Consider the following 21,662-nt stretch of genomic DNA (forward strand, 5'->3'; position numbering starts at 1 on the left):
AGTCGGCCCTCCGGTCGTCGTCCTGGCTACCTTGGCCGCGCCACGCCGAGCACGCGCGTGGCCACCACCGACACCTTCGCGCCGGGCGGGAAGGTCAACTCGCGAAGCCGGACCAGGTCGAAGCCCGCACCTCGCACAGCCGACACGGTGTCGCGGTTGGGGTGGCAGCCGCCCATCAGGTGGGGCCACACCAGGTTCGCGAAGTCCTGCCAGCGGCCCCGCCCGGCACCGCTCGAGCGGACGTGCTCGAAGAAGCGCAGCTCGCCGCCGGGCCGCAGCACCCGCCGGAACTCGGTGAGCGCGGCGGGCGGGTCGGCGACCGAGCACAGCACGCCCGACACGACCACCGCATCGGCTGAACCGTCGCCGGACGGCAGCGCGTCGGCGAGGCCGTCCACGACGTCGATGGGCACCGGTGCGCGACAGGCCGCGTCGGCCGCCCGCGCCCGCAGTGTCGGCTCCGGCTCCACGGCGGTGACCCGCTCGACCGTCGGCGGGTAGTGCGGGAAGTTCAGGCCGGTGCCCGCGCCCACCTCGATCACGTGGCCGGCGAGCCCGGCGATCAGCTCCCGGCGCAGCTGCGCCTGCCCTCGCGCCTCGTTGCGCGCGCCGATGCGGATGAACAGCCTCGCGAAGAACGGGTTCTCGACGAGTCCCATCCCCCGAGCATGGCACGCTGTGCGGGTGACGACCGCTCCTTTGGCGCTGCTCGACGCGGCAAGCCTGTACTTCCGTTCGTTCTACGCGCTGCCGGACACGATGACCGCGCCCGACGGCACTCCCGTCAACGCCGTCCGCGGCTTCGCGGACACGATCGCGCGGATCATCGTCGACCGGCGCCCCTCGCGGCTGGTCGCCTGCCTCGACGCCGACTGGCGGCCGCAGTTCCGGGTCGACGCGCTGCCGAGCTACAAGGCGCACCGCGTGGCCGAGGTCGCCGAGGCGGGGGTGGACGTGGAGGAGGTGCCGGACACGCTGACCCCTCAGGTGCCGATCATCCTGGACCTGCTGGAGGCGGTGGGGCTGGCGACCGCCGAGGCCGAGGGCTTCGAGGCCGACGACGTGATCGGCACGCTCGCCACACGTGAGGCCACCGACCCGGTCGAGGTGATCACCGGCGACCGCGACCTGTTCCAGCTCGTGCGCACCGAGCCGACGCCGACGTCGGTGATCTACGTCGGCAAGGGCTGGGCCAAGGCCGAGGTGCTGGGTCCCGCCGAGGTCGGCGCGCGCTACGGCGTGCCCGCCGAGCACGCCGGCCCCGCGTACGCGGACATGTCGATGCTGCGGGGCGACCCCTCGGACGGGCTGCCGGGCGTCGCCGGCATCGGGGAGAAGACCGCGGCCAAGCTGATCACCCAGTTCGGCTCGCTCGACGCGCTGGTGGAGGCCGCGCGAAGGGAAAGCCCGGAGCTGCCGCTGAAGACGCGGACCCGGCTGAACGAGGCGGCGGACTACCTGGCTGTGGCGCCGACCGTCGTGCGGGTGGCCCAGGACGCGCCGGTGGTGCAGTCGCGCGACGACCGGGTCCCCGACGGGCCGGCCGATCCCGGCCGGGTGGCCGAGCTCGCCGAGCGCTGGAACCTCGGCAACTCCGTCAAGCGCCTGCTGGACGCGCTCGCCGCTCGTTAGACCGAGCCGGTGCGCAGGGCGTAGCGGCGCTCGGCGTAGGCGAGATCGTCTCGCCACAGCCGGGTCGCGACCCGGCGCATCATCGGCCGCACCAGTGGGGCCAGCGAGCGCGCCACCGCGAACCCGGTGCGCGGCGACGTCGCCACCGTCGCCTCCAACACCGCCGTGCGCGGCCTGCCGTCGGCGCCGGGGCCCAGCGGGGTCGCATGGGTCTCGACCACGCTGCCCTCGCCCTCTCCCGAGACGATCCGCATCACGACGGTCCTCGGTTCCGGCGCGGTGAACTCCGCACGCACCGGAACGCCGAACCGCCCGCCCACGCGGAACGTCACGTCCACCAGGAATCGGTCGGCACCGTCGACCGCGTCGGGCTCCGGGGCGCGCACCACCGCCAGACGGGTGAACGAGTACGGGTGGAACCACGCGCCATGCCACGGATCGAGGCGGTTGGCCACGACGTCGCACGGCTCGCACACGCCCTCCAGCCGGGCCACCGCGGAAAGCGCACCCGACAGTTCCGGCCGCGCGGGCAGCACTGGCCGGGGGGTCGGCGGTTCCCCGCCCTCGGCGTCGAGCCGCACCCACGCGAGCACACCGTCGTCGTGCGCGGGCAGGGGCTGCCAGCCCCGCCCGCCGCCGGACGGCACCGCGAGGCCGTGCCAGCGGCACACGACCTCGCCGCACACCACCCGGCCCTGCGCCAGCGGCGCGCCGAGATGCGGGCAGGCACCGGGGCCGACCACGAGCCGCCCGGTCCCGTCCCGCCACGCGACCAGCTCCCGGCCCGCGACGCGCGTGCCGAACGGACGGTCGGACCTGACCGCGTCGGCGGCCGCGAACGGGAACCAGTTGCCCGACGGGCGGGCCTGTGCCCGGTCGGCGGCCGCCTGGATGATGGCGGGGTCGGCCTGCCCGACCGTCGGCCGCTGCCGGGCCCAGCGCGTGCGGGAGATCGGCTGCACCGGCCAGTGGGCAGGCCACCGCCCCTGAGGGTTGTCGCTCACGCGTCCTTGTTAACCCAAGCGCGCCCATCGATAAACGCTCAGTAGAAGAACACGTCCTCCGTGAGCCCGGCGTGCAGCGCCCGGTAGCCGCCCGTGTAGAACAGCAGCGGGCTGCCGTCCCGGTACTCCAGGTGCTCCACCTCGCCGATGAACAGCACGTGGTCGCCCGCCGGATGGCGATCGACGATCCGGCAGCCGATCTCCGCGAGCCCGCCGGGCACGTACGCGTGCTCCCCGCGCCACTGGAAGTCCACCGCCAGGCCGGGTCGCGGCCTGCCGCCGAAGTGGCGGGACACCTCCTCCTGCTCCGCGGAGAGCACCGTGACGCCGTAGCGGTCGCCCCGGTGCAGGTGCTCGGCCATCGTGCACCTGCCGAGCGACACGAGCACGAGCGGCGGGTCGAGCGAGACAGACAGGAACCCGTTGGCGGTCATCCCGTGCACGCCGCCATCCGGCGGCACGGTGGTGATCACGGTGACGCCGGTGGCGAAGCGGCCCAGCGCGCCGCGGAAGTGACGCGGGTCGGTGACCGCGGGGCGCGGCTCCGCGATCACGTGCCCGCCACGGGCGCGTAGTGGATCACCTGCGCCCCGCCGGTGGCGTAGTTGGGGACGTCGGCGTTGACGGCCCGGCCCTCCTCGGAGGACAGCGCGGCCGCCATGGCCTCCGCGGAGTCGAAGTCGGCCTCGAAGACGGCGAAGTACGGGCTTTCCCCGCCACCGGCGGCCTGCACGTCGAGGCTGTAGCGCATCGCGCGCAGACCGGGCAGCTTCGCGGCCAGCGGGAGGTGGGTGTTGACGTAGTACTCCCGGAAGTGGTCCGGGTCGGCGGGCGGCGGGTACAGCACGGTGAGGCGGTACATGCTGGTGTTCTCCTCTCGGGCCGGTCAGGCCTTGGCGTGGCGGGCGAGGAACTCGCGGGTGCGCTCCGGGGTGGCGAGGATGCGCCACTGCCGGTCGGGGTAGTCGAAGTTGTCGGTGAACTCGTCGGCGACCGCCTGGTCCTGGCTCATCGCACCGAAAAGCTGCAGCAGGTGCTCCGGGGGCGGCGCGAGCATGAGGTTGGTCCACTGCGCCGCGCCCAGCACGACGTCGGCCCTGCGCGCGGCGACCCGCCTGCAGAACTCCTCGTCGAGCGCGTAGTCGGCCAGGATCTCCTCACCGGTCACCCACGCCGAGTGCGACGCCGAGTTGGCGCCCTGGCCCACCACGGGGTCCACGACGGTGTGCACGTCGCCGATCGCGAGCGCGTACTTGCCGTTCGGCAGCGCCGCGTAGTCCTGCCGCACGGTCGGGACCAGCGCGCCCTGCAGGATGTCGAGCGGGCCGGTCAGCCCGAAGCTCGCCGGGTCGACGCGCTCGAAGGTCTGCGGGTGGTGCTTGGCCAGCAGGTCGAGCACGAGGCGCTCGTAGCCGGCCGGGTCCTCGTCGTAGGACTGCCGGCCGAGGATCTCCAGCTCGCCGCCCGGCACGTTCTCGAACAGCAGCGCCGTGGTGAACCCGGCCGCGCTGTACATCGGGATCTCCAGCAGCTCGCCGTGACCGGGCGAGACGCTGATCGTGACGCCCTTGGGCTCGGAGTAGCTGATGCCGTTGTAGCAGCCGACCGACAGCACGCGCTGCGGCTTGTCGTACGGGCTGTACTCCGGCCTGCGGGGAAACAGCGCCGAGAACGCGCCCCGGCCCGCCGCCACGACGAGCAGGTCGTGCCGGTCGGCGATGGGCTCGATGTCCTCCGCTTGCAGCATGCGCACCTCGAGCCTGCCGCCGCGCTCCTCGAACGCCTCGGTGAGCTTGGGCAGGTAGAGGCGGTAGTCGATGGCGCTGGACCACCGCTCGAAGTCGCCTCGCCAGGACAGCGGGGTCTCGCCGCCGACGTAGTGGTGGTGGCAGGAGTAGCCGTACTCCTCGACCGGCCAGAAGTGGACGTCGAGCTCCCGCTCGCGCTGGATCGTCGGGCCGTGGTGGGCCACGCTGTTGAGCAGCCTGCCGCTCGCGAGCTGGGCCGCGGTCTTGTCGGTGTAGATGGTGACCGGGACGTCGTGCTGCCGGAGCTTCAGGCCAAGCTGCAGGCCGGCGATCCCGGCACCGACGATACCGATGTTCGGCATGGTGCGTGCTCTCCTCACAGTCGCGTCCAGACGCTCTTGATCTCGGTGTACAGGTCGATGGCGTGCTTTCCCATCTCGCGGCCCCAGCCGCTGGCCTTGAACCCGCCCCACGGCGCGGCGGCGTCGACGGGGTTGGGCATGTTGACGAACACGGTCCCGGCGCGGATGGCCGCGGCCAGCGAGTGTGCGGCGCCGACATCCCGCGTCCACACCGACGCGGCCAGGCCGTACTCGGTGTCGTTGGCTTTGGCCACCACCTCGTCGGCGTCGTCGAACGGTAGTACGGCCAGCACGGGGCCGAACACCTCCTTCCGCGCGATGATCATGTCGTCGGTGACGCCGGTGAGCACAGTGGGCCGGTAGAAATGCCCGTCACAGCCGACGAGCTCGCCGCCCGCCGCGAGCCGCGCGCCCTCGGCGGCGGCTCCCCGGACCAGGGCGTCCACCGAGGACAGGTGCTCCGCCGAGACGAGCGGGCCGACCTGGGTAGCCGGGTCGAGGCCGGGGCCGACGACCAGCGCGTCGGCGGCCTTGCCGAGCCGCTGGGAGAACTCGTCGGCCACGGACGCGTGAACGTAGAAGCGGGTGTAGGCGGCGCACACCTGGCCGGCGTTGAGGAACCCGCCCTGCAGGCAGCCCTCCACGGCGGCGTCGAGGTCGGCGTCGGGCAGCACCACCACGGGCGCCTTGCCGCCCAGCTCGAGTGAGACGCGCTTGAGGTTGCCGGCCGACGCGCGCACGATCTCGCGGCCGACGTCGGTGGAGCCGGTGAAGGAGACCTTGTCGACGTCCGGGTGGGCCACCAGCGCCTTGCCGGTCGCGGGGCCGCCGGTGAGCACGTTGAGCACCCCGGCGGGCACACCGGCCTCGATCATCAGCTCGGCCAGCCGCAGCGTGGTCAGCGGTGTCTGCTCGGCGGGCTTGAGCACGACGGTGTTGCCGCACGCGAGCGCGGGCGCGAGCTTCCACGACGCGATCATCAGCGGGAAGTTCCACGGCGTGATCAGCGCGCACACGCCGATCGGCTCGCGGCGCGTGTACTGGAGCACGCCGGGAATCGAGACCGGCGAGGTCTCGCCCTCGATCTTGGTGACCCAGCCCGCGTAGTAGCGGAAGTGCTCCGCCGCGGCGGCCACCGACACGTTCCTCGCGATGCCGAGGGGCTGGCCCTGGTCGCGGCACTCCAGCTCGGCCAGCTCGGCGGCGTGCTGGTCGATCAGGTCGCCGACGCGCCACAGGATCCTGGCCCGCGCGGCCGGGGTCAGCTCAGGCCACGGACCCGAGGCGAACGCCGTTCTCGCCGCCGCGACGGCACTGTCCACATCGGCCTGGCCGGCGTCGGCGACGGTGCCGAGCGGGCGAGCGGTCGCCGGGTCGGTGGTCTCGAACCGCCCGCCCCCGGCCGCGTCGACCCACTGGCCGCCGATCAGCAGTTGCCCTGTCACGTTCATGTGCCCAGCCTGGCAACCGTCCCCGTGCCCGGTCTTTGCCTGAGGCGAACGGCTCTTGACGATTCACGTACCGGCGAGCGCCCTGGCCCGGAACTCGCGCGGGCTCAGCCCGTACGCGGCCTTGAACGCGCGGCTGAAGTGCGCGGCGTCGGGCAGGCCCCACGCGGCACCGACCGCGCTCACCGGTTTGGCGAGCGTGCCGGGCAGTGCGAGGTCGCGGCGGCACTGTTCGAGCCTGCGGGTGCGAATCCAGCTCGCCACGCCCTCGCCCTCCTCGGCGAAGAGCTTCTGCAGGTACCGCGTGGACACGTGCAGCGCGGCCGCCACCGCGTCCGGGCAAAGGGCCGGGTCGCCGAGGTGCTCGTCGACGAACGCCTTCGCCCGTGCCACGAGCGCGGCGTGCGGCACCTCGGGCCGCGCCTCGAACCGTTCGGACAGCAGCGCCGACAGCAGGTCCAGCACCGCGTCGGACAGTGGCAGCGTGGCTCCCGGTGCGGTGCCGCCGAGCCTGCCGAGCAGCCGCAGGAACAGCGGGGCGAGCAGCGAGCCGGTGTCGTCGTCGCGGGCGATGCGGCGAGCGAGCACGTGCCGCTCTCCCCCGCCGGTAAGGCGCAGCCGCTCGCGCGGGAACATGAACACCGCCATCGTGGTGGCCTCGGGAAAGGCGAGCGTGTAGGGCCGGTCGGTGTCGTAGAGCGCGAAGTCCCCCGGTGAGAGCAGCGCCTCCTGCCCGTCCTGCACGAGCAGGCAGCTGCCGGTCAGCTGCAACCCGAGCTTGTAGTAGCCGCGCTCGCTGCGCGCGATCATGGGCCTGGTGCGCCGGACCCGATGCGGCTCGGCATCCACTTTGGACACCAGCAGTGCGCCGAGCCGGTCGATGCGCACCTCACCGTGGAACGCGGGCGCCTGCGCGACGGCGTCGAGTGGCACGAACGCGTCTGAGATGACGTGGCGCCAGTAGTCGACGCTCTCGTCGCCCGCCACCTCGTCGGTGCTCAACACCGTGCTGTTCAGTAGGGCGCTGCCGATCGCTGGATGGACCACGTCGTCCTCCGATCTCCTTGTGCTCGGTCCCGGGTGAGGAACTCCTCTTGCCGGCGTGGCGTCGCGAGCAGTCGCCATTGCCGGTTCGGGTGGTCGAAGTTGGTGGTGAACTCGTCGGCGCGGCGCTGGTCGTCCGCGAGCGCGCGGAGCAGCTCTGGAATGCGGGCCGGCGGGTCGAGCATGAGGTTGGTCCACGCCGAGCCGGCGAGCAGGACCTCCTCTCTCGCGCGCGCTACCCGGCGGCAGAACTGCTCGTCGTAGACGGTGTCGGCGGCGATCTCGGCGGCGACGACGGCCGCGCTGTAGGCGGCGAGGTTGGCGCCCTGTCCCATCACCGGGTCCACCACCACGTGGGCGTCGCCGAGGGCGAGGGCGAACGTGTCGTCGCCGAGCGGCAGGTAGTCCTCGCGCACGGCCGGAATGACGCCGCCCTGCAGCAGGTCCAGCGGATGGGTCAGGGAGAACGCGCGCTCGTCGACGCGTTCGCGGGTCGCCGGGTGGTGCTTGGCGAGTGCGTCGAGCACGGCGCGGTGGAACCTGGCCGGATCGTCGTCGTAGGGCAGGCTCGCGAGGCCCGCGAGGTCACCGTCCGGCACGTTCTCCAGCAGCAGTGCCGTCACTGGGCCGTGTCTGCTGAGGATGGGGATCTCCAGCAGTTCGCCGTGGCCGGGCGCGATGCTGATGCCGACCCCGGCGGGCTCGGGCGCGCGTACGCCGGTGTAGAGCCCCGCGCACAGCAATCTGCGCGGGGCGTCGTGCGGGCAGTGCTCGGGCCTGCGGGCGAACAGGCCGCTCAGCGCGCCACGGCCCGAGGCCACCACGACCAGGTCGTGCTGCCTGCCGAGCGCGGCGAGGTCACGCGGACCGATGTCGGCGACCTCCGGCTTCGCTCCGCGCTCGGCCAGGTCGGCGGCGAGCCGGGGCAGGTAGAGGCGGTGGTCGACGGCGCAGGACGGGTTCGTGAAGTGGCCGGTGAAGCGCACCGGCGCGGCCCCGCCGAGGTAGTGGTGGTGGGCCCCGTAGCCGTACCGGTCGGCAGGCCAGTGGTGCACGCCGAGTGCCCGCTCGCGTTCCAGCATCGGGTGGTGGTGGGCGACGGTGTTGAGCAGCCTTACGTCGGCGAGGTCCTCAATGGGGCGCTCGGCGTAGAGCGTCACGTCGGCGTCGGCGGCACGCAGCGCGAGGCCGAGATGGAGCCCCGCGACCCCCGCACCGACGATGCCGACCGTTGCCACCGCACGTTTCCCATCAGTTGCTCTATTATCGAGCAGGTCGTTCTCTGAGCGAGCACACCGTACGACGCGCCCGGCGGGCGCACAACCCCGGGTGGGAGGCGAGCGCGGCTGTGGCGGAGGGCAAGAAGACCGCGGTGTCCGGACTGCAGACACTGGAGCGTGGCCTGTCGGTGCTGGAGGCCGTCGCCGCGCACGCGCCGTGCACGGCGGCCCAGGTCGGCGAGGCGACGGGCCTGCACCGCTCCATCGCCTACCGCGTGCTGTGCACGCTGGAGGCACGCGGCTACCTGCGCCGGGACCAGGCAGGCCGGTACGAGGTGGGGCTCGCGGTCCTCACCGTCGCCTCCGCGGTGCACTCCGACCTGCAGGCCATGGCGCACGCGGAGCTGAGCACGGTCGCGGAGGCGACCGGCACCACGGCGTTCCTCGCGGTGCCGCACGGCGACGACGCGCTGACGCTGGTGACCGTGGAGCCGCCCGCGGCCGCGGCCCCGGTGTCCTACCGGCCCGGGGTGCGGCACCCGCTCACGCGCGGTGCGCCCGGCCTGGCGATCCTCGCCGCACAGCCACCGCGACCCACCGAACGACCCGAGGTGACGCTCGCCCGCGACCTCGGCCACGTGCGCACCAGCGGTGAGGTGGTGCCCGGTATCAGCTCGCTCGCCGTTCCCGTCCGGCTGCGCGCGGGCCGCGTCGCGAGCGCGTGCGTGCTGTTCGTCGCGGGCCGCCTCGACGAGCCCGCCGCGCTGGACCGGCTGCACGCGGCCGCCGACCGCCTGCGGGGCACCTGAGCCGAGTCGCCGCCGCAGCCGGGATGGCGAAGGCCGTGCTCGGCCGGGAACGCACCCGGGCACGCGGGAGCCTGCCGGGAAGATCGTCACCGCGCGGGAGGCCGAGCTCCCGTCGAGCCACCCGCGCCTGGCCGGGTGGGCGTCAGCTGCCCGCCGTCGCGAACGCGGGCGCCACCTGGGCGGCGTGCCCTGTCGGCACGCGCGTGGCCGAGCGCCACGCCACGGCCGCTGCGGCGGTGGCGGCGAGGGTCGCCAGCCCGGCCACGAGCAGCGCCTCGGCGGGGCCGAGCCGCTCGCACAGCCAGCCGAGCAGCGGCGCGCCGACCGCCCCGGCCCCCGCGGCGACCGTGCCCTGGATCGCGAGCACGCGGCCCCGCATGCCGTCGGCGGAGTCCAGCTGGAGGCGCGTGCTCTTCGCGGTGTCGATCAGCACCGCGCCCGCGGCGATGGGCAGGATCATCGCCGCGAAGCCGGCGATCCCGGGCAGGTAGCCGCTGAGCGCCTGGAGCACGCTGGTGGCCGCCGCGGCAGCGAGCAGCACCGGGATCGTCAGCTCGCGGATGCGTGCCGTGACCACACCGCCGAGCACCGTGCCCACCGCGAAGACCGACGAGAGCATGCCGTAGCCGGCGGCGCCTGCCCCGAGCGGCCCCTCGGCCATCGCGGCCATGGTGACCTGGTAGTTGCGGCCGAGTCCGGAGAGCACGAAGCCGAGCGCGAACAGGATGATCAGCACCCGGTGCCCGCGCACGTAGGCGAGCCCGGCCCGCACCCCGGCGTGCTCGGGCGCGCTGACCTCCAGCGGGTGGAACTCCCCCGTCCGCATGACGGCGATCGTGGCGATGACGGCGACGAAGCTCGCGGCGTTGACGAGGAAGAGCACCGGCTCACCGACCGTGGCCACGAGCAGCCCGGCGAGGCTCATGCCCAGCACGCGGCCGATGGAGTTGACGATCGAGTTCCACGCGAGCGCGTTGCCGAGGTCGTCTCTCGGCACCACCTGGCTCGCGAAGCGCCCGAGCGCGGGACCGCCGAACGTGCCGATGAGTCCGGACATCGCGGTCAGTGCGTAGACGGCGGCGATCGGCAGGCCCTGCCACACGACGTAGGCCAGCACGAGCGCCAGCAGGAGGTGGGTGGACTCGGCGATGAGCACGATCCGCCGGGGCGAGAACCGGTCGGCCAGCGCACCGGCCCACGGGCCGAGCAGCAGCGCTGGCAGGGTGCTCAGCAGGATCGACGCGCCCACCGACGTCGCCGACCCGGTCATCTCCAGCACGACCCAGTTGAGGCCGAGCACCTGCATCCACGTGCCGGTCACCGAGATGAGGTCGGCGGTGGCCCACAGCCGGTAGTTGTGGTTGCCGAGGGCGCGCAGCATCGGCGGCAGCTCTCGCCGCAACTTCTTTCCCCTTTGGACAGTGGTGCGCCGGAAAAGTACCGTCGCGCACCGGAAGACGGACAGGTTCGCGATCGACGGTGACCGAGCGGCCGCTCACGCTACCCCGAGAAGACCGCGCTAATCCTTTCCGGACATGTGGCGATGCCAACAGCCGCAGCCGGAAACGCCTGTGCTGAGCGGAATCCGCACGTCGGCGCGCGGGAACTCGGCCTGTCCGTCACGGACCAGAGTCAGTCGTTGTGCGCGAAGCGATGAGATTGGTGGCACAGCGACGACACGCAACCCGGACGTCGCTCACGCGTCGGCGGCCGGTTGACAGGGCGCAGATCTAGTATAACCATTATCAGGCCAACACCGGCGTTGGAGCGACGGGAGACGAGATGAAGACCAAGGGTGCGCTGCTGTGGGAGCCGGGGACCAACTCCGGATGGAGCGTGGAGGAGATCGAGATCGACCCGCCAAGGGAACGCGAGGTCCTGGTCAAGCTCGCCGCCTCGGGCATCTGCCACAGCGATCACCACCTCGACGACGGCGTGATCCCGCTGCCGTGGGCCCCCATCCTCGGCGGCCACGAGGGCGCGGGCGTCGTCACCGAGGTCGGGCCCGGCGTCACCGACGTCGAGGTGGGCGACCACGTGGTCCTGTCGTTCCTCCCCTCGTGCGGCAAGTGCAAGATGTGCGTCGGTGGCCGCAGCAACATGTGCGCACTCGGCTCCGGCGTGCTCGCCGGGACGGCCCCGGACGGCAGCCACCGCGTGCACGCCAGGGGCAAGGGCGTCGGCTGCATGTCCTACCTCGGCACGTTCAGCCCGTATGTGTGCGCGCCCCTCGACGCCACGATCAGGATCGACCGCGACATCCCGCTCGACAAGGCCGCCCTAATCGGCTGCGGCGTCCCCACGGGCTGGGGCTCCTCCGTGTACGCCGCCGACATGCAGCTGAACGACACCGTCGTGGTGGTCGGCACGGGCGGCGTCGGCATCAACGCGGTGCAGGGCGCCCGGCACAAGGGAGCGCGCAACATCATCGCCATCGACCCGGTCGAGTACAAGCGCGAGTCCGCTCTGCGCTTCGGCGCCACCCACGCCGTCAGCGACTACGCCGAGGCCGCCCAGCTGGTCGAGCGCATGACCGACGGCCAGGGCGCCGACCGCGTGATCGTCACCGTCGGGGTCGCCTACGGAAACCTGATGAACCAGGCGCAGGAGCTGACCCGCCGGGGCGGTGTCATGGTGCTCACCGCGGCCGCCCCGGTCACCCAGCGCGACGTGGACTTCGACCTGTTCACCTTCGCCATGTCCGGCAAGCGCCTCCAGGGCTGCCTCTACGGCAGCACCAACTCACGCAACGACGTGCCGGCGCTGCTCGACCTGTACCGCGACGGCAAGCTCATGCTCGACGAGCTGGTGACGAAGACCTACGACCTGGAGGACATCAACCAGGCGTTCACGGATCTGCAGGAGGGCAAGAACCTGCGCGGCGTGATCAGGTACGACTGAGATACTGCTCTCCCCGGCCACGCTGTCGATCCGGCCTCGGGCCGTTCGTACAGAGGGTGAGAGGCCGGCAGCCCGCCGGCCGTCGTCCGAGGAGACGCGGCATGAAGCAGTACCTGCTCAGCATCTACCAGCCCACCGGCGACATGCCTGATCCAGGCTTCCTGGCCGGAGTGATGCGCGACGTCGAGCAACTCAACCAGGAGCTGCGGGCCGCCGGAGCGTGGATCTTCGCCGGTGGTCTGCACGCTCCCGAGTCGGCGACCGTCCTGCGCGCCGACGGCGACGACGTGCTCACCACCGACGGTCCGTTCGCCGAAGGCAAGGAGCACCTCGGCGGCTTCACGATCATCAGTGCCGACGACCTGGACTCGGCTCTGGACTGGGGCCGCAGGCTCGCGAAGGCGACCACACTGCCCGTCGAGGTGCGGCCGTTCCAGGACGAGTCCGGGAACCGAACGGGATGATGACGGAGCCGTCCACCGCGGACATCGAGAGGATCTTCCGCGAGGAGTACGGCCGGGCCGTGTCGGTCCTGGTCCGCGTCTTCGGCGACCTCGACCTCGCCGAGGAGGCGGTCCAGGACGCGTTCGCCGCGGCGCTGCGGGCCTGGCCGGAGTCGGGCCTGCCGCCCAGCCCGGCAGGCTGGCTCATCACCACCGCCCGCAACCGCACGATCGACCGCCTGCGCCGGGAGTCCTCCCGCGAGGCCCGGCATGCGCAGGCCGCGCTGCTGTACTCCTGGGACGAGCCAGCCGAGGAGGGGCCCGTGCGCGACGAACGGCTCCGCCTGCTCTTCACCTGCTGCCACCCCGCGCTCGCGATGACCGCGCGGGTGGCGCTGACGCTGCGGCTGCTCGGCGGGCTCACCACCGCCGAGATCGCCCGCGCGTTCCTGGTGCCCGAACCCACCATGGCCCAGCGGATCGTGCGCGCGAAGGCGAAGATCCGCGACGCGGGCATCCCCTACCGCGTGCCGCACGAGGCCGACCTGCCCGAGCGGCTAGCCGGCGTGCTCGCCGTGGTGTATCTGATCTACAACGAGGGGCACACCGCCAGCGAGGGCGACGTGCTCGCCCGTGAGGACCTGTGCCTGGAGGCGGTGCGCCTCGCCAGGCTGCTCGCGGAGCTCATGCCCGACGAGCCCGAAACACTGGGCCTGCTCGCGCTGCTGTTGCTCAGCGAGTCCCGCCGCGGGGCGCGAACCGGCCCGAACGGCGAGCTGGTGCTGCTGGCCGAGCAGGACCGGAGTCGCTGGGACCGGGCGCTCGTCGCCGAAGGCCAGGCTCTGGTCCGGCAGTGCCTGCGCCGCAACCGGCCCGGCCCCTACCAGATCCAGGCCGCCATCAACGCCGTCCACAGCGACGCCCCGAGCGCCGCCGCGACCGACTGGCGCCAGATCATGCGGCTGTACGACCAGCTGCTGGCGATCGTGCCGACCCCGGTGGTAGCGCTGAACCGCGCGGTCGCGGTGGCCGAGGTGGAAGGGCCCGGCGCCGCGCTCGCCCTCGTCGACGACCTGAAGCTCCACCGCTACCACCTGTTCCACGCCATCCGGGCCGACCTGCTCAGGAGGCTCGGCCGGACCGGCGAGGCGGCACGGGCGTACGAGACCGCCGTCGACCGCACCGCGAACGAGGCCGAGCGGGCGCTGCTGCGGCGAAGGCTCGCCGAGCTGGGCTGAACCGTCAGGACGCCCAGTGCGCCGGGCGCGCCAGCGCCGGAGGCAGCTTCGTGGTGCCGTCGCCCCTCGCCGCGTCGAGCTGGGACTGGATCAGGAACAGGCTCGTGCTCAGGTCGGCGCCCCGCAGATCCGCGCCGCGCGTGTCGGCGCCCACGACGTCCGCCAGGCGCAGGTCGGCGCGGCGGAGATCGGCACCGATCAGGAACGCGCCCCGCAGGTTCGCGCCCCGCAGGTCGGCCTTGTGGAAGTCACGGCCGATCAGGTCGGCACCGCGCAGCTCGGCCGGCCGCCGCACCCCGCGTCGCACCAGCTCGCTCACGCGCGACAGCACGGCGTTCACCGACTGCCAGTGCGGGCGCACGTCGAGCTCGGCGAGCGCGTCCGGCCCCAGCAGGGTGAGCCGCTCGGTCTCCTCGCGCGCGGCCGTGAGCTCGGGGTGCGCCGGGCGCGCCGCCCGCAGGGTCAGCGCCTCGTTGACGTACCACAGCAGCTCGTGCAGCTCGCGCATCACGGGGAAGACGGTGAACATCCGCTCCGCGGTGTCTGGCGCGCCGCGCCAGTCCGTGCCGGCGAAGGTGACCTGGCAGACCTGCTGGCCCGCGCCGAAGCAGTCGTACACCGTGCAGCCGGGAAAGCCCTTGTCCCGCAATCGGTCGTGGATCCCGCAGCCGAAGTCGGCGAGCAGGTTCCGGCACGGTGTGCGCGCGGGCTTGTCGACGGCGAAGTCGGCCGACGCCGAGAAGGCGGGCACGACACAACACAGCCCGAAGCAGCTCGCGCAGTCGGCCCGCAGCCGGGTACGGAAGTCGCCCTCGGTGGTGGCCGCGCCAGCCGGCGCGGAAGGATCCGGCATGGGGAGATCTCCTGCGGGGCTGGCGCTCAACCCTGGGACTTCGCGGCGATCCTCGCGCGCACCTCGGGCCTGCGCAGCGGCGGCACCGTCGGCGGCGGGTTGCGCCGGGCGGGCAGCTCGGCGAGCAACCGCGTGGTGATCTCGGCGATCTCGGTGACGGCCCGCTCGAACGGCTCGCGCGTCGCGTCCGAAACGGACTGCACGCCACTGACCTTCCGAACGTACTGCCGGGCGGCGGCCTCGATCTCCTCAGGCGTCGCCGACGGCTCGAGCCCGCGAAGTACGGTGATGTTGCGGCACATGCCGTTCAGCCTACGCGCCGACGCCGGGGGACGAGAGTCTTCCCGCCGGGCACGCGACGGTGTACACCTAGCGGGTGGGCACCACACACCAGGGCCCCGAGCAGCTGGTCCAGCTCGACGAAGTCGCCACCGCCCTCCGTCTGTTGCACGACGAGATGAGCGCGGCCGAGCCGTTGGAGCGCGGGCTGTGCCGGGTCACCGCGGGGGCGGTGGCCGCCGTTCCCGACGCCCAGCACGCGAGCGTCACACTGCTCGACGGCGGGCACCTCAGCACGGCCGCGTCCACGGCCGACGACATCACCGAGATCGAGCACGTCCAGTACGTGGCCGGCCGGGGCCCGTGCGTTCAGGCAGCGACCACCCGCTCCGCGGTCCGCGCCGTCGCAGGGCCGAGGCCCGAGCCGTGGCCCGAGTTCGCCGAGGCCGCGTGGTGTGCCGGACTGCGGGCGGCGCTGTCGGTGCCGCTCGTGGTGGCCGCCGACGACGAGCCGATGCGGGGCTCGCTGAACCTCTACAGCGGCGACGAGACCGCGTTCGACCCCTTCGACGAGACCCTCATGCGGGTGTTCACCGTGGCGGCCTCGGCGGCGATCTGCGACGCCCGCCGCTGGCAGCGCTCCCGCCGCCAGGTCGAGCAGCTCGAGTTCGGACTCGTCTCGCGCGCCGACATCGAGCAGGCCAAGGGTGTGCTGATGGCCCTGCACGGCTGCTCCGCCGACGAGGCGTTCCTCCTGCTGGCCCACGAGTCGCAGGTCCGCAACACGAAGCTGCGCGAGGTCGCGCGCGAGCTGCTGGCGTCGTTGCGGCACCGCTGAGCACATCGTCAGCGATTGTCAGTAGTAGCCCTCCACGGGAACCCGCGCCTCGTCGAACAGCGCGGGCCCGTCCTGCGGCACGGCGGGGAACCCGGTGCCGGGCGGCTGCAGGCTCGCCAGCTGCTCCCCCGACAGCGCGAACACGACACGGCCAACGCCGGAACGGGCGAGCGCACCCGCGCACATGCCGCACGGCTGGCAGCTGGTGTAGAGGGTCGTGCCCGCCGCGGTGTCCCGGTCCAGCTCCCGCGCCGCCCATCTCGCCAGCTTCAGCTCCGGGTGGGCGCTGATGTCGCGGTCGCCGAGCACGGTGTTCCACGCCTCGGCGAGGATGTCGCCACCGGGGCCGACGAGCAGGGAGCCGAACGGCGCCTCGCCCGACGCGCGCGCCTTCGCGGCGAGCGCGATCGCCCTGCGCAGGAAGTGGTCATCGTGGGTCACGGCGTCCCCCTCGGGTTCCAGTGGGCGGCCACGGCCGCCAGCGCCTGCCAGGCGCGCTCGGGGTGGTGCGTCTCGGCGGGGTCGCCGCCGAACGGGTCGAGCACGACGGTGTCGGAGCCGAGCAGCCGCAGTTCCTCCAGGTCGCCGGTGATCTGCTCGATGCTGCCCTCACCGGCGAGCCGGCCCGGCGCGGTCAGCGGCGCGTCGGTGAGGCGCAGCACGATCCGGGGCGCGAGCGCGGGCACCGGGCGTCCCATTGCGTCGGCATCGGCCTTGAGCCGGTCCACGGACCCGTGCAGCCAACCCGACTCGAACCGCAACGGATGCCACGCGTCGCCGAACCGGACCGCGCGGCGGCGGCCCGCGGCGCTGTTGCCGCCCACCCACACCGGGATGTCGCGCGCGCGGTAGTCGGACTCGTTCGCCCACGCCTCCCGCACCACGCGCAGCATGTCGTCGGTGAGCGCGCCGCGCCGCTCGAAGGGCACGCCGAGCGCCTGGTACTCCTGCCGGGCCCAGCCGACCCCGACACCGAGCACGAACCGGCCGCCGCTGAGGTCGTTGAGGTTCGCCGCCATGCGCGCTGTCAGCAGCGGGTGCCGGTACGGGGCGACCAGCACGGTCGTCCCGAGTCGCACGCGGTCGGTGACGCCGGCCAGCCAGGACAGGGTGGTGAACGGCTCGAAGAACGGCGCCGGGTACTGCGCGGCGACATCGGGAGTGACCGCGACGTGGTCGGAGACCATCAGCAGGTCGAAGCCGAGCCCCTCGACCGTGCGCGCCCATTGACGGAGCACGCCCGGATCGGTGCCAGGCCCGAAGTTGAGGACGTTGACGCCGAGTCGCATGACCTCAGGCTAGGCACCCGGCGGCAAACCGGGAACCGAGTTCTCCCGGCATTACCCACCTGCCGCCGTGGATCTGCCGGTAGATTGACCCGATGGCCGAGAGTCTCGACGCGACGGACTGGTCGATCCTGACCGAACTCCAGCGCGACGGCCGGCTGCCGCTCACCGAGCTGGCCCGGCGGGTCAGCCTGAGCGCGTCGGCCACCACCGAACGCGTCAAGCGGCTCGAGCACGCCGGGGTGATCACGGGCTACCGCGCCGAGGTGGACCTGGCGAGCGTCGGCTACGCGGTGCTCGCCGTGGTGCGGCTGAAGTACCCGGGCCGCAAACACGAGCCGCTGCACCGGTTGCTGCGGCAGCGTACGGAGATCCTGGAGTGCCTGCGCACCACCGGCGACGACTGCTACACCCTCAAGGTCGCGGCGTCCTCCATGCCGCATCTGGAGCAGCTGGTCGACGAGCTGGCGGCGTTCGGCAGCACCACCACCAACGTGGTCTACAGCCAGACGCTCTCCTACCGGGGACCGCAAGCGCCGCCGCGTGTTACGTGAAGAGTCTTTCACGTCGGTTTCATCGAAGGACCATGACACCGCCACGAGACTTCGGGCCGACCGGTTGAACCGGTCCGCGATGCCTCGACCGGGACATCGCGCCTCCCCCGCGGTTCCCGCCGGGAACCGCGTTCCCCGAAAGGTTCTCGACATGTCCAGCTCTGTGCGGAGACTCCTGCTGGCCGTGGTGCTCGGCGGTGGTGTGGTACTCGGAGCCGCTGCTCCCGCCCTCGCCGCCCCGGCGACGCCGGATGGCGCGCTCGCCGCCTACCAGTCGGATGATGACGGCCCCGGTGGCGACGACAACGGCGACGACGGCCGCGACGACAACGATGACGACGGCCCCGGCGACGATGGCCGCGATGACGACGCGGACGACCGCTCGGGCAGCGGCGCGCCTGGCGATGACGACGCCGATGACGGTGCGGCCGGCGGCGTTCGCGGTGGTGACGACGGCGTCGGCGGCGTCGACGGCGTCGGCGGCGCGGACGACGACGCCGCGCCCAGCGGCGGCGTGGAAACCGGCTTCGGCGGCGCGGCGGACGACGATGACGCCCCGGCGCCCAGCGGCGGCGTCGAGGCCGGGAACGGCGGCACCGTCGCCGACGACCCGATCCTGCCGATCGCCCTCGTCGGAGGCACGGCGCTGGCCACCGCGGGCGGTGTGCTGTTCGTCCGCAGGCTCGCGACCGGCGGCCGCGGCTGACCCGCCTCCGCCATGCCTGCTGACCTCCAGCCGAGCGGTGGTGGTCGCGCCCGGCGCGCGGCCACCACCGTGGCACTGTTCGCACTGCTCACCGCATGCGGCCCGGCCCTCCCGCCCCGGGGCGAGGTCACCACGGCCGAGAGCGCCCCGTCCGCGGCGAGTGCGCAACCAGACGTCCAGGCCGCCGCGCCGGTGCGGCTGCGCATCCCCGACATCGGCGTCGACGCGCCGGTCGCGCCACTCGACGTCGGCGAGGACAACGTCCTGCCGGCCCCTGACACCAACGAGGGCACGGGATGGTGGCGGGGCGGCCCAGAACCGGGTGAACGCGGACCCGCCGTGATCGCCGGCCACGTCGACTCCTACCAGGGCCCCGCGGTGTTCTTCCGGATCGCCGAACTCGAACCGGGACAACGCATCCACGTCGACCGGTCCGACGGGACCACGGCCGTGTTCGTCACGACCCGCCTGGAGCGCCACGCCAAGGACGCCTTCCCCACCGAGGTCGTGTATGGAGACACGCCCGGCGCGGAGCTGCGACTCATCACCTGCGGCGGCGAGTTCGACACCGCCGACCGGCGCTATCTCGACAACATCATCGTCTACGCCATGCTGGAGCGGTGACCGACGCCGTAGGCCGCGAGCCGCAGTACGAACTCTTCGCCGACGACTTCGCCGACCACGCCGGTGACAGCTTCCACAACGCGTGGTACGACCGCCCCGCGTGCCTGCGGTTGCTCGGCGACGTGGCGGGGAAAGCGGTGCTCGACGCGGCGTGCGGGCCGGGGTTCTACGCCGAGGAGCTCGTGCGCCGCGGTGCCACGGTCAACGGTTGTGACCAGAGCGCCCGCATGGTCGAGCTGGCCCGCGCGCGGGTGCCAGGCGCCGACTTCAGGGTGCACGACCTCGCCGAGCCGCTGCGCTGGCTGGCCGACGACTCGATGGACCTGGTGTTGTTCGCGCTCGCCGTGGAGTACCTCGACGACCGGGTCGCGGCGCTGCGGGAGTTCCGCCGGGTGCTGCGACCCAGCGGTGCGCTGGTGCTCTCGCGAATGCACCCGACGGGCGATTGGCTTCGCCACGGTGGGAGCTACTTCGCCGACCGCGTGGTGGAAGAGGTGTGGAGCCGGGGCTGGCGGGTGCGGTACTGGCTCAGCCCACTGGAGCGCACGTGCGAGGAACTGCACGAGGCGGGCTTCCTCATCGAACGGCTCCGCGAGCCGAGGCCGGAACCGGCCGCCGCCGAGCTCGACCGGGAACGCTACGAACGCCTGCAACGGGAGCCCACCGGTTTTCTTGCCATCAGGGCGATCCCCGACCGCCGCGGTGGTTGAGGTCCGGCATCGCGTCGATCGCCCGCCTCGTCCGGCAAGCGGAGTCGAGCGAGACGGTGTCCACGCAGGACCCGGAAGCCGCACGCGGGCACTCGACAGGGCCCGCGCGGCGTTCCGGCCGGTTTCTCGTGTCAATCAGTGATTGAACCGGTGCTTGAATTCGCGCGGCCGCATGCGGTTCACTGAGTGCCATGGCCACCACCGCGACGCCCGGCACGCGCGAGCGCCTGCTCGACGTCGCCGAGAACCTGTTCGCCGAACACGGCTACGACGCCGTGTCCGTTCGGGCCATCAACAGTGCCGCCGGCATGAACCCCGCCGCCGTGCACTACCACTTCGGCTCCAAGGAGGCGCTCGTCGCCGCGTTGCTGGAGAGCAGGCTGGCCCCGCTCTGGCAGGACGGCCTCGCCGAGCTCACCGCCCGAAGGAGAACCGGTGCGCCGCCCGGTGTCGGCGAGCTGGTGGAGGTGGTGCTGGCGCCGCTGGGCGAGCTGGCGGGCGATCCCACGGGCCGCCTGCGGCTGTCCCTGCTGGCCCGCGTGGTGCTCGGCCGCTGGGACGTCACGTGGACGTCGGACTGGTTCGGGCTCCGGCCCTGGGTGAGCCTCCTGCGGGCCGCCCGGCCCGACCTCAGCGCCTCGGTCGCGGGCAGGCGCTGGCTGCTGGCCTTCGACCTCGTGCTGCACACCTTCGCCGACCCCGCGGCCGACCCGCCGCGGCCCGGCCGCGCCGCCTACAAGGCGCTGCACTCGTTCGTCGCCGCGGGCCTGGACGCGCCATGACCGGCGTCTTCGCTCCCGCCTTGCTGGGCCCCGTGCGGCTGCGTAACCGGATCATCAAGGCCGCGACGTTCGAGGGCGCCACACCGCACGGCGAGGTCACCGACCGGCTCGTCGACTTCCACGTCCGTGTCGCCCGAGGCGGAACGGCGCTCACCACCCTCGCGTACTGCGCGGTGGCTCCCGAGGGCGGCACCGACCGGCATCAGCTCCGGATGCGTGCCGACGCGGTGCCGGGGCTGCGCAGGCTCACCGACGCCGTGCACCGGGAGGGCGCGGCGATCAGCGCACAGCTCGGGCACGCCGGCCCGGTCGCCAACGCGGCGTCCAACGGCGTGCCCGCGCTCGGCCCCAGCAGGCTGCCGAGCCCGCTGAGCCTGCGCATGGTCCGCGCCGCCACCGCAGAGGACCTCGACCGCATCACCGCGGCGCACGCCGACGCCGCGCTGGTGGCGATCGACGCCGGATTCGACGCCGTCGAACTCCACCTAGGACACAACTACCTCGCGAGCGCCTTCCTCAGCCCGAAGCTCAACCGGCGTGGCGACCGCTACGGTGGCAACCTGCGCAACCGCGCACGGCTCGCCCTCGGCATAGCGCGGGCCGTGCGTGAGGCCGTCGGCGACCGCATCGCCGTCACCGCCAAGCTCAACATGGACGACGGCGTGGCAGGCGGCTTCTGGCTCGACGAGAGCGTGCAGGTGGCACAGTGGCTCGCCGCCGAGGGCACCGTGGACGCGCTCGAGCTGACGGCGGGCAGCTCACTGCTCAACCCCATGTACCTGTTCACCGGCGACGTGCCGCTTCGCGAGTTCGCCGCGCGGTTCCCTCCCCCGCTGCGCTGGGCGATCCGCCTCTCCGGTGACACCTTCCTGCGTGCCTATCCCTACCGCGAGGCGTACCTGCTCGACCGGGCGCTCCAGTTCCGCGCGGCCGTGGACCTGCCGCTGATCCTGCTCGGGGGCATCACGCGGGTCGAGACGATGGAACTGGCCATGCGGCATGGCTTCGCGTTCGTCGCGATGGCCAGGGCGCTGCTGCGGGAACCGGACCTGCCGCGGCGGCTCGAAGCCGACCCCTCGGCGCGCTCGTTGTGCATACACTGCAACAAGTGCATGCCCACGATCTACCGGGGCACGCACTGCGTGCTCACCACCGACGCGAGCTGAGCCGGGAGGTCGCCG

At 72.8% G+C, this 21,662-nt stretch carries 25 protein-coding genes; 12 read left to right on the top strand and 13 right to left on the bottom strand.

All coding sequences use genetic code 11. From position 1 onward, the window contains the following. Window positions 1-26: 26 nt before the first annotated feature. On the bottom strand, window positions 27-659 hold the full coding sequence (locus FCN18_RS08975) for a class I SAM-dependent methyltransferase (RefSeq protein ID WP_137094364.1): 633 nt from the start codon (window positions 657-659) through the stop codon (window positions 27-29). A gap of 25 nt (window positions 660-684) precedes the next feature. Here FCN18_RS08975 and FCN18_RS08980 point away from each other — a divergent pair, with 25 nt between their 5' ends. Continuing rightward, on the top strand, window positions 685-1,632 hold the full coding sequence (locus tag FCN18_RS08980; RefSeq protein WP_228713780.1) for a 5'-3' exonuclease: 948 nt from the start codon (window positions 685-687) through the stop codon (window positions 1,630-1,632). Here FCN18_RS08980 and FCN18_RS08985 read toward each other — a convergent pair. From FCN18_RS08985 to FCN18_RS09015, 7 genes are all read right to left on the bottom strand, one after another. Then, entirely contained in the window at window positions 1,629-2,636 is a 1,008-nt protein-coding gene (locus tag FCN18_RS08985) for a DUF5914 domain-containing protein (RefSeq protein WP_112270407.1), read from the bottom strand. The two genes, FCN18_RS08980 and FCN18_RS08985, sit on opposite strands and share 4 nt — an antisense overlap. Window positions 2,637-2,674: 38 nt before the next feature. Continuing rightward, window positions 2,675-3,190: a flavin reductase family protein gene (locus tag FCN18_RS08990; protein ID WP_137094366.1), complete on the bottom strand. Its 516-nt coding sequence runs from the start codon at window positions 3,188-3,190 to the stop codon at window positions 2,675-2,677. After that, the gene (locus tag FCN18_RS08995) at window positions 3,187-3,498 is read right to left on the bottom strand and encodes an EthD family reductase (protein WP_112270403.1); all 312 of its coding nucleotides are present in this window, start codon (window positions 3,496-3,498) and stop codon (window positions 3,187-3,189) included. Before FCN18_RS08995 ends, FCN18_RS08990 begins: the two co-directional genes overlap by 4 nt. Before the next feature lie 24 nt (window positions 3,499-3,522). Next, entirely contained in the window at window positions 3,523-4,746 is a 1,224-nt protein-coding gene (locus tag FCN18_RS09000; RefSeq protein ID WP_113642570.1) for a styrene monooxygenase/indole monooxygenase family protein, read from the bottom strand. A 14-nt stretch (window positions 4,747-4,760) separates the two neighbouring features. Beyond that, window positions 4,761-6,197 carry an aldehyde dehydrogenase family protein gene (locus FCN18_RS09005; protein WP_137094368.1) on the bottom strand — a complete coding sequence of 479 codons (1,437 nt, stop codon included), beginning with the start codon at window positions 6,195-6,197 and terminating at the stop codon, window positions 4,761-4,763. Between the two features lie 63 nt (window positions 6,198-6,260). Beyond that, window positions 6,261-7,241 (bottom strand): AraC-like ligand-binding domain-containing protein, encoded by a 981-nt coding sequence (locus FCN18_RS09010; protein ID WP_228713781.1) that lies wholly within the window; start codon window positions 7,239-7,241, stop codon window positions 6,261-6,263. Next, entirely contained in the window at window positions 7,208-8,476 is a 1,269-nt protein-coding gene (locus tag FCN18_RS09015) for a styrene monooxygenase/indole monooxygenase family protein (protein ID WP_137094372.1), read from the bottom strand. Before FCN18_RS09015 ends, FCN18_RS09010 begins: the two co-directional genes overlap by 34 nt. A gap of 134 nt (window positions 8,477-8,610) precedes the next feature. Between FCN18_RS09015 and FCN18_RS09020 the strand changes: the two genes are divergently transcribed. Further along, the gene (locus FCN18_RS09020; protein ID WP_228713783.1) at window positions 8,611-9,267 is read left to right on the top strand and encodes an IclR family transcriptional regulator; all 657 of its coding nucleotides are present in this window, start codon (window positions 8,611-8,613) and stop codon (window positions 9,265-9,267) included. 142 nt (window positions 9,268-9,409) lie between these two features. On the opposite strand, the gene FCN18_RS09025 is transcribed toward FCN18_RS09020, so the two are convergent. Then, window positions 9,410-10,669 (bottom strand): MFS transporter, encoded by a 1,260-nt coding sequence (locus FCN18_RS09025; RefSeq protein WP_228713785.1) that lies wholly within the window; start codon window positions 10,667-10,669, stop codon window positions 9,410-9,412. A 380-nt stretch (window positions 10,670-11,049) separates the two neighbouring features. Between FCN18_RS09025 and FCN18_RS09030 the strand changes: the two genes are divergently transcribed. The 3 genes from FCN18_RS09030 (at window position 11,050) to FCN18_RS09040 (ending at window position 13,849) form a co-directional block, all read left to right on the top strand. Then, window positions 11,050-12,168 (top strand): NDMA-dependent alcohol dehydrogenase, encoded by a 1,119-nt coding sequence (locus FCN18_RS09030; RefSeq protein ID WP_112270389.1) that lies wholly within the window; start codon window positions 11,050-11,052, stop codon window positions 12,166-12,168. Between the two features lie 101 nt (window positions 12,169-12,269). After that, window positions 12,270-12,632 (top strand): YciI family protein, encoded by a 363-nt coding sequence (locus FCN18_RS09035; protein ID WP_137094376.1) that lies wholly within the window; start codon window positions 12,270-12,272, stop codon window positions 12,630-12,632. Then, entirely contained in the window at window positions 12,632-13,849 is a 1,218-nt protein-coding gene (locus FCN18_RS09040) for an RNA polymerase sigma factor (RefSeq protein ID WP_137094434.1), read from the top strand. The genes FCN18_RS09035 and FCN18_RS09040 overlap by 1 nt, the downstream gene beginning before the upstream one ends. A 4-nt stretch (window positions 13,850-13,853) precedes the next feature. Here FCN18_RS09040 and FCN18_RS09045 read toward each other — a convergent pair whose 3' ends face one another. Together FCN18_RS09045 and FCN18_RS09050 are read right to left on the bottom strand one after the other, a co-directional pair. Then, a complete protein-coding gene (locus tag FCN18_RS09045; protein WP_137094378.1) occupies window positions 13,854-14,702 on the bottom strand; it encodes a pentapeptide repeat-containing protein in 849 nt (282 codons plus the stop codon). A 26-nt stretch (window positions 14,703-14,728) separates the two neighbouring features. Beyond that, window positions 14,729-15,004, bottom strand: a complete 276-nt coding sequence (locus FCN18_RS09050) for a DUF2277 domain-containing protein (RefSeq protein WP_112270381.1) — start codon at window positions 15,002-15,004, stop codon at window positions 14,729-14,731. A 74-nt stretch (window positions 15,005-15,078) separates the two neighbouring features. On the opposite strand from FCN18_RS09050, the gene FCN18_RS09055 reads away from it, so the two are divergent. After that, window positions 15,079-15,819: an ANTAR domain-containing response regulator gene (locus FCN18_RS09055; RefSeq protein ID WP_228713787.1), complete on the top strand. Its 741-nt coding sequence runs from the start codon at window positions 15,079-15,081 to the stop codon at window positions 15,817-15,819. An 18-nt stretch (window positions 15,820-15,837) separates the two neighbouring features. Here FCN18_RS09055 and FCN18_RS09060 read toward each other — a convergent pair whose 3' ends face one another. Both FCN18_RS09060 and FCN18_RS09065 read right to left on the bottom strand, forming a co-directional pair. Further along, window positions 15,838-16,260 carry a nucleoside deaminase gene (locus FCN18_RS09060; RefSeq protein ID WP_113642586.1) on the bottom strand — a complete coding sequence of 141 codons (423 nt, stop codon included), beginning with the start codon at window positions 16,258-16,260 and terminating at the stop codon, window positions 15,838-15,840. Further along, window positions 16,257-17,108 (bottom strand): LLM class flavin-dependent oxidoreductase, encoded by an 852-nt coding sequence (locus FCN18_RS09065; RefSeq protein WP_137094380.1) that lies wholly within the window; start codon window positions 17,106-17,108, stop codon window positions 16,257-16,259. Before FCN18_RS09065 ends, FCN18_RS09060 begins: the two co-directional genes overlap by 4 nt. Before the next feature lie 92 nt (window positions 17,109-17,200). On the opposite strand from FCN18_RS09065, the gene FCN18_RS09070 reads away from it, so the two are divergent. From FCN18_RS09070 to FCN18_RS09095, 6 genes are all read left to right on the top strand, one after another. Beyond that, window positions 17,201-17,659: an Lrp/AsnC family transcriptional regulator gene (locus tag FCN18_RS09070; protein WP_112270375.1), complete on the top strand. Its 459-nt coding sequence runs from the start codon at window positions 17,201-17,203 to the stop codon at window positions 17,657-17,659. A gap of 151 nt (window positions 17,660-17,810) precedes the next feature. Continuing rightward, window positions 17,811-18,365, top strand: a complete 555-nt coding sequence (locus FCN18_RS09075; RefSeq protein WP_137094382.1) for a hypothetical protein — start codon at window positions 17,811-17,813, stop codon at window positions 18,363-18,365. A 12-nt stretch (window positions 18,366-18,377) separates the two neighbouring features. Continuing rightward, entirely contained in the window at window positions 18,378-18,989 is a 612-nt protein-coding gene (locus FCN18_RS09080) for a class F sortase (protein ID WP_137094385.1), read from the top strand. Continuing rightward, complete coding sequence (locus FCN18_RS09085) at window positions 18,986-19,699, top strand: class I SAM-dependent methyltransferase (RefSeq protein WP_137094387.1); 714 nt, start codon at window positions 18,986-18,988, stop codon at window positions 19,697-19,699. Before FCN18_RS09080 ends, FCN18_RS09085 begins: the two co-directional genes overlap by 4 nt. A gap of 191 nt (window positions 19,700-19,890) precedes the next feature. Continuing rightward, window positions 19,891-20,481, top strand: coding sequence for a TetR/AcrR family transcriptional regulator (locus FCN18_RS40680; protein ID WP_137094389.1), 591 nt, complete (start codon window positions 19,891-19,893; stop codon window positions 20,479-20,481). Then, on the top strand, window positions 20,478-21,647 hold the full coding sequence (locus FCN18_RS09095; RefSeq protein WP_113642593.1) for an NADH:flavin oxidoreductase: 1,170 nt from the start codon (window positions 20,478-20,480) through the stop codon (window positions 21,645-21,647). Before FCN18_RS40680 ends, FCN18_RS09095 begins: the two co-directional genes overlap by 4 nt. Window positions 21,648-21,662 lie beyond the last annotated feature (15 nt).

This window comes from Prauserella endophytica (assembly GCF_005146945.1).
Classification (GTDB): domain Bacteria; phylum Actinomycetota; class Actinomycetes; order Mycobacteriales; family Pseudonocardiaceae; genus Prauserella_A; species Prauserella_A endophytica.

What these genes read in the sequence shown, in the direction of transcription:
- FCN18_RS08975 (WP_137094364.1), bottom strand. Translation starts at nt 659, where the DNA reads ATGGGACTCGTCGAGAACCCGTTCTTCGCGAGGCTGTTCATCCGCATC.
- FCN18_RS08995 (WP_112270403.1), bottom strand. Translation starts at nt 3,498, where the DNA reads ATGTACCGCCTCACCGTGCTGTACCCGCCGCCCGCCGACCCGGACCAC.
- FCN18_RS09000 (WP_113642570.1), bottom strand. Translation starts at nt 4,746, where the DNA reads ATGCCGAACATCGGTATCGTCGGTGCCGGGATCGCCGGCCTGCAGCTT.
- FCN18_RS09005 (WP_137094368.1), bottom strand. Translation starts at nt 6,197, where the DNA reads ATGAACGTGACAGGGCAACTGCTGATCGGCGGCCAGTGGGTCGACGCG.
- FCN18_RS09030 (WP_112270389.1), top strand. Translation starts at nt 11,050, where the DNA reads ATGAAGACCAAGGGTGCGCTGCTGTGGGAGCCGGGGACCAACTCCGGA.
- FCN18_RS09035 (WP_137094376.1), top strand. Translation starts at nt 12,270, where the DNA reads ATGAAGCAGTACCTGCTCAGCATCTACCAGCCCACCGGCGACATGCCT.
- FCN18_RS09040 (WP_137094434.1), top strand. Translation starts at nt 12,632, where the DNA reads ATGACGGAGCCGTCCACCGCGGACATCGAGAGGATCTTCCGCGAGGAG.
- FCN18_RS09045 (WP_137094378.1), bottom strand. Translation starts at nt 14,702, where the DNA reads ATGCCGGATCCTTCCGCGCCGGCTGGCGCGGCCACCACCGAGGGCGAC.
- FCN18_RS09050 (WP_112270381.1), bottom strand. Translation starts at nt 15,004, where the DNA reads ATGTGCCGCAACATCACCGTACTTCGCGGGCTCGAGCCGTCGGCGACG.
- FCN18_RS09065 (WP_137094380.1), bottom strand. Translation starts at nt 17,108, where the DNA reads ATGCGACTCGGCGTCAACGTCCTCAACTTCGGGCCTGGCACCGATCCG.
- FCN18_RS09070 (WP_112270375.1), top strand. Translation starts at nt 17,201, where the DNA reads ATGGCCGAGAGTCTCGACGCGACGGACTGGTCGATCCTGACCGAACTC.
- FCN18_RS09075 (WP_137094382.1), top strand. Translation starts at nt 17,811, where the DNA reads ATGTCCAGCTCTGTGCGGAGACTCCTGCTGGCCGTGGTGCTCGGCGGT.
- FCN18_RS09080 (WP_137094385.1), top strand. Translation starts at nt 18,378, where the DNA reads ATGCCTGCTGACCTCCAGCCGAGCGGTGGTGGTCGCGCCCGGCGCGCG.
- FCN18_RS40680 (WP_137094389.1), top strand. Translation starts at nt 19,891, where the DNA reads ATGGCCACCACCGCGACGCCCGGCACGCGCGAGCGCCTGCTCGACGTC.
- FCN18_RS09095 (WP_113642593.1), top strand. Translation starts at nt 20,478, where the DNA reads ATGACCGGCGTCTTCGCTCCCGCCTTGCTGGGCCCCGTGCGGCTGCGT.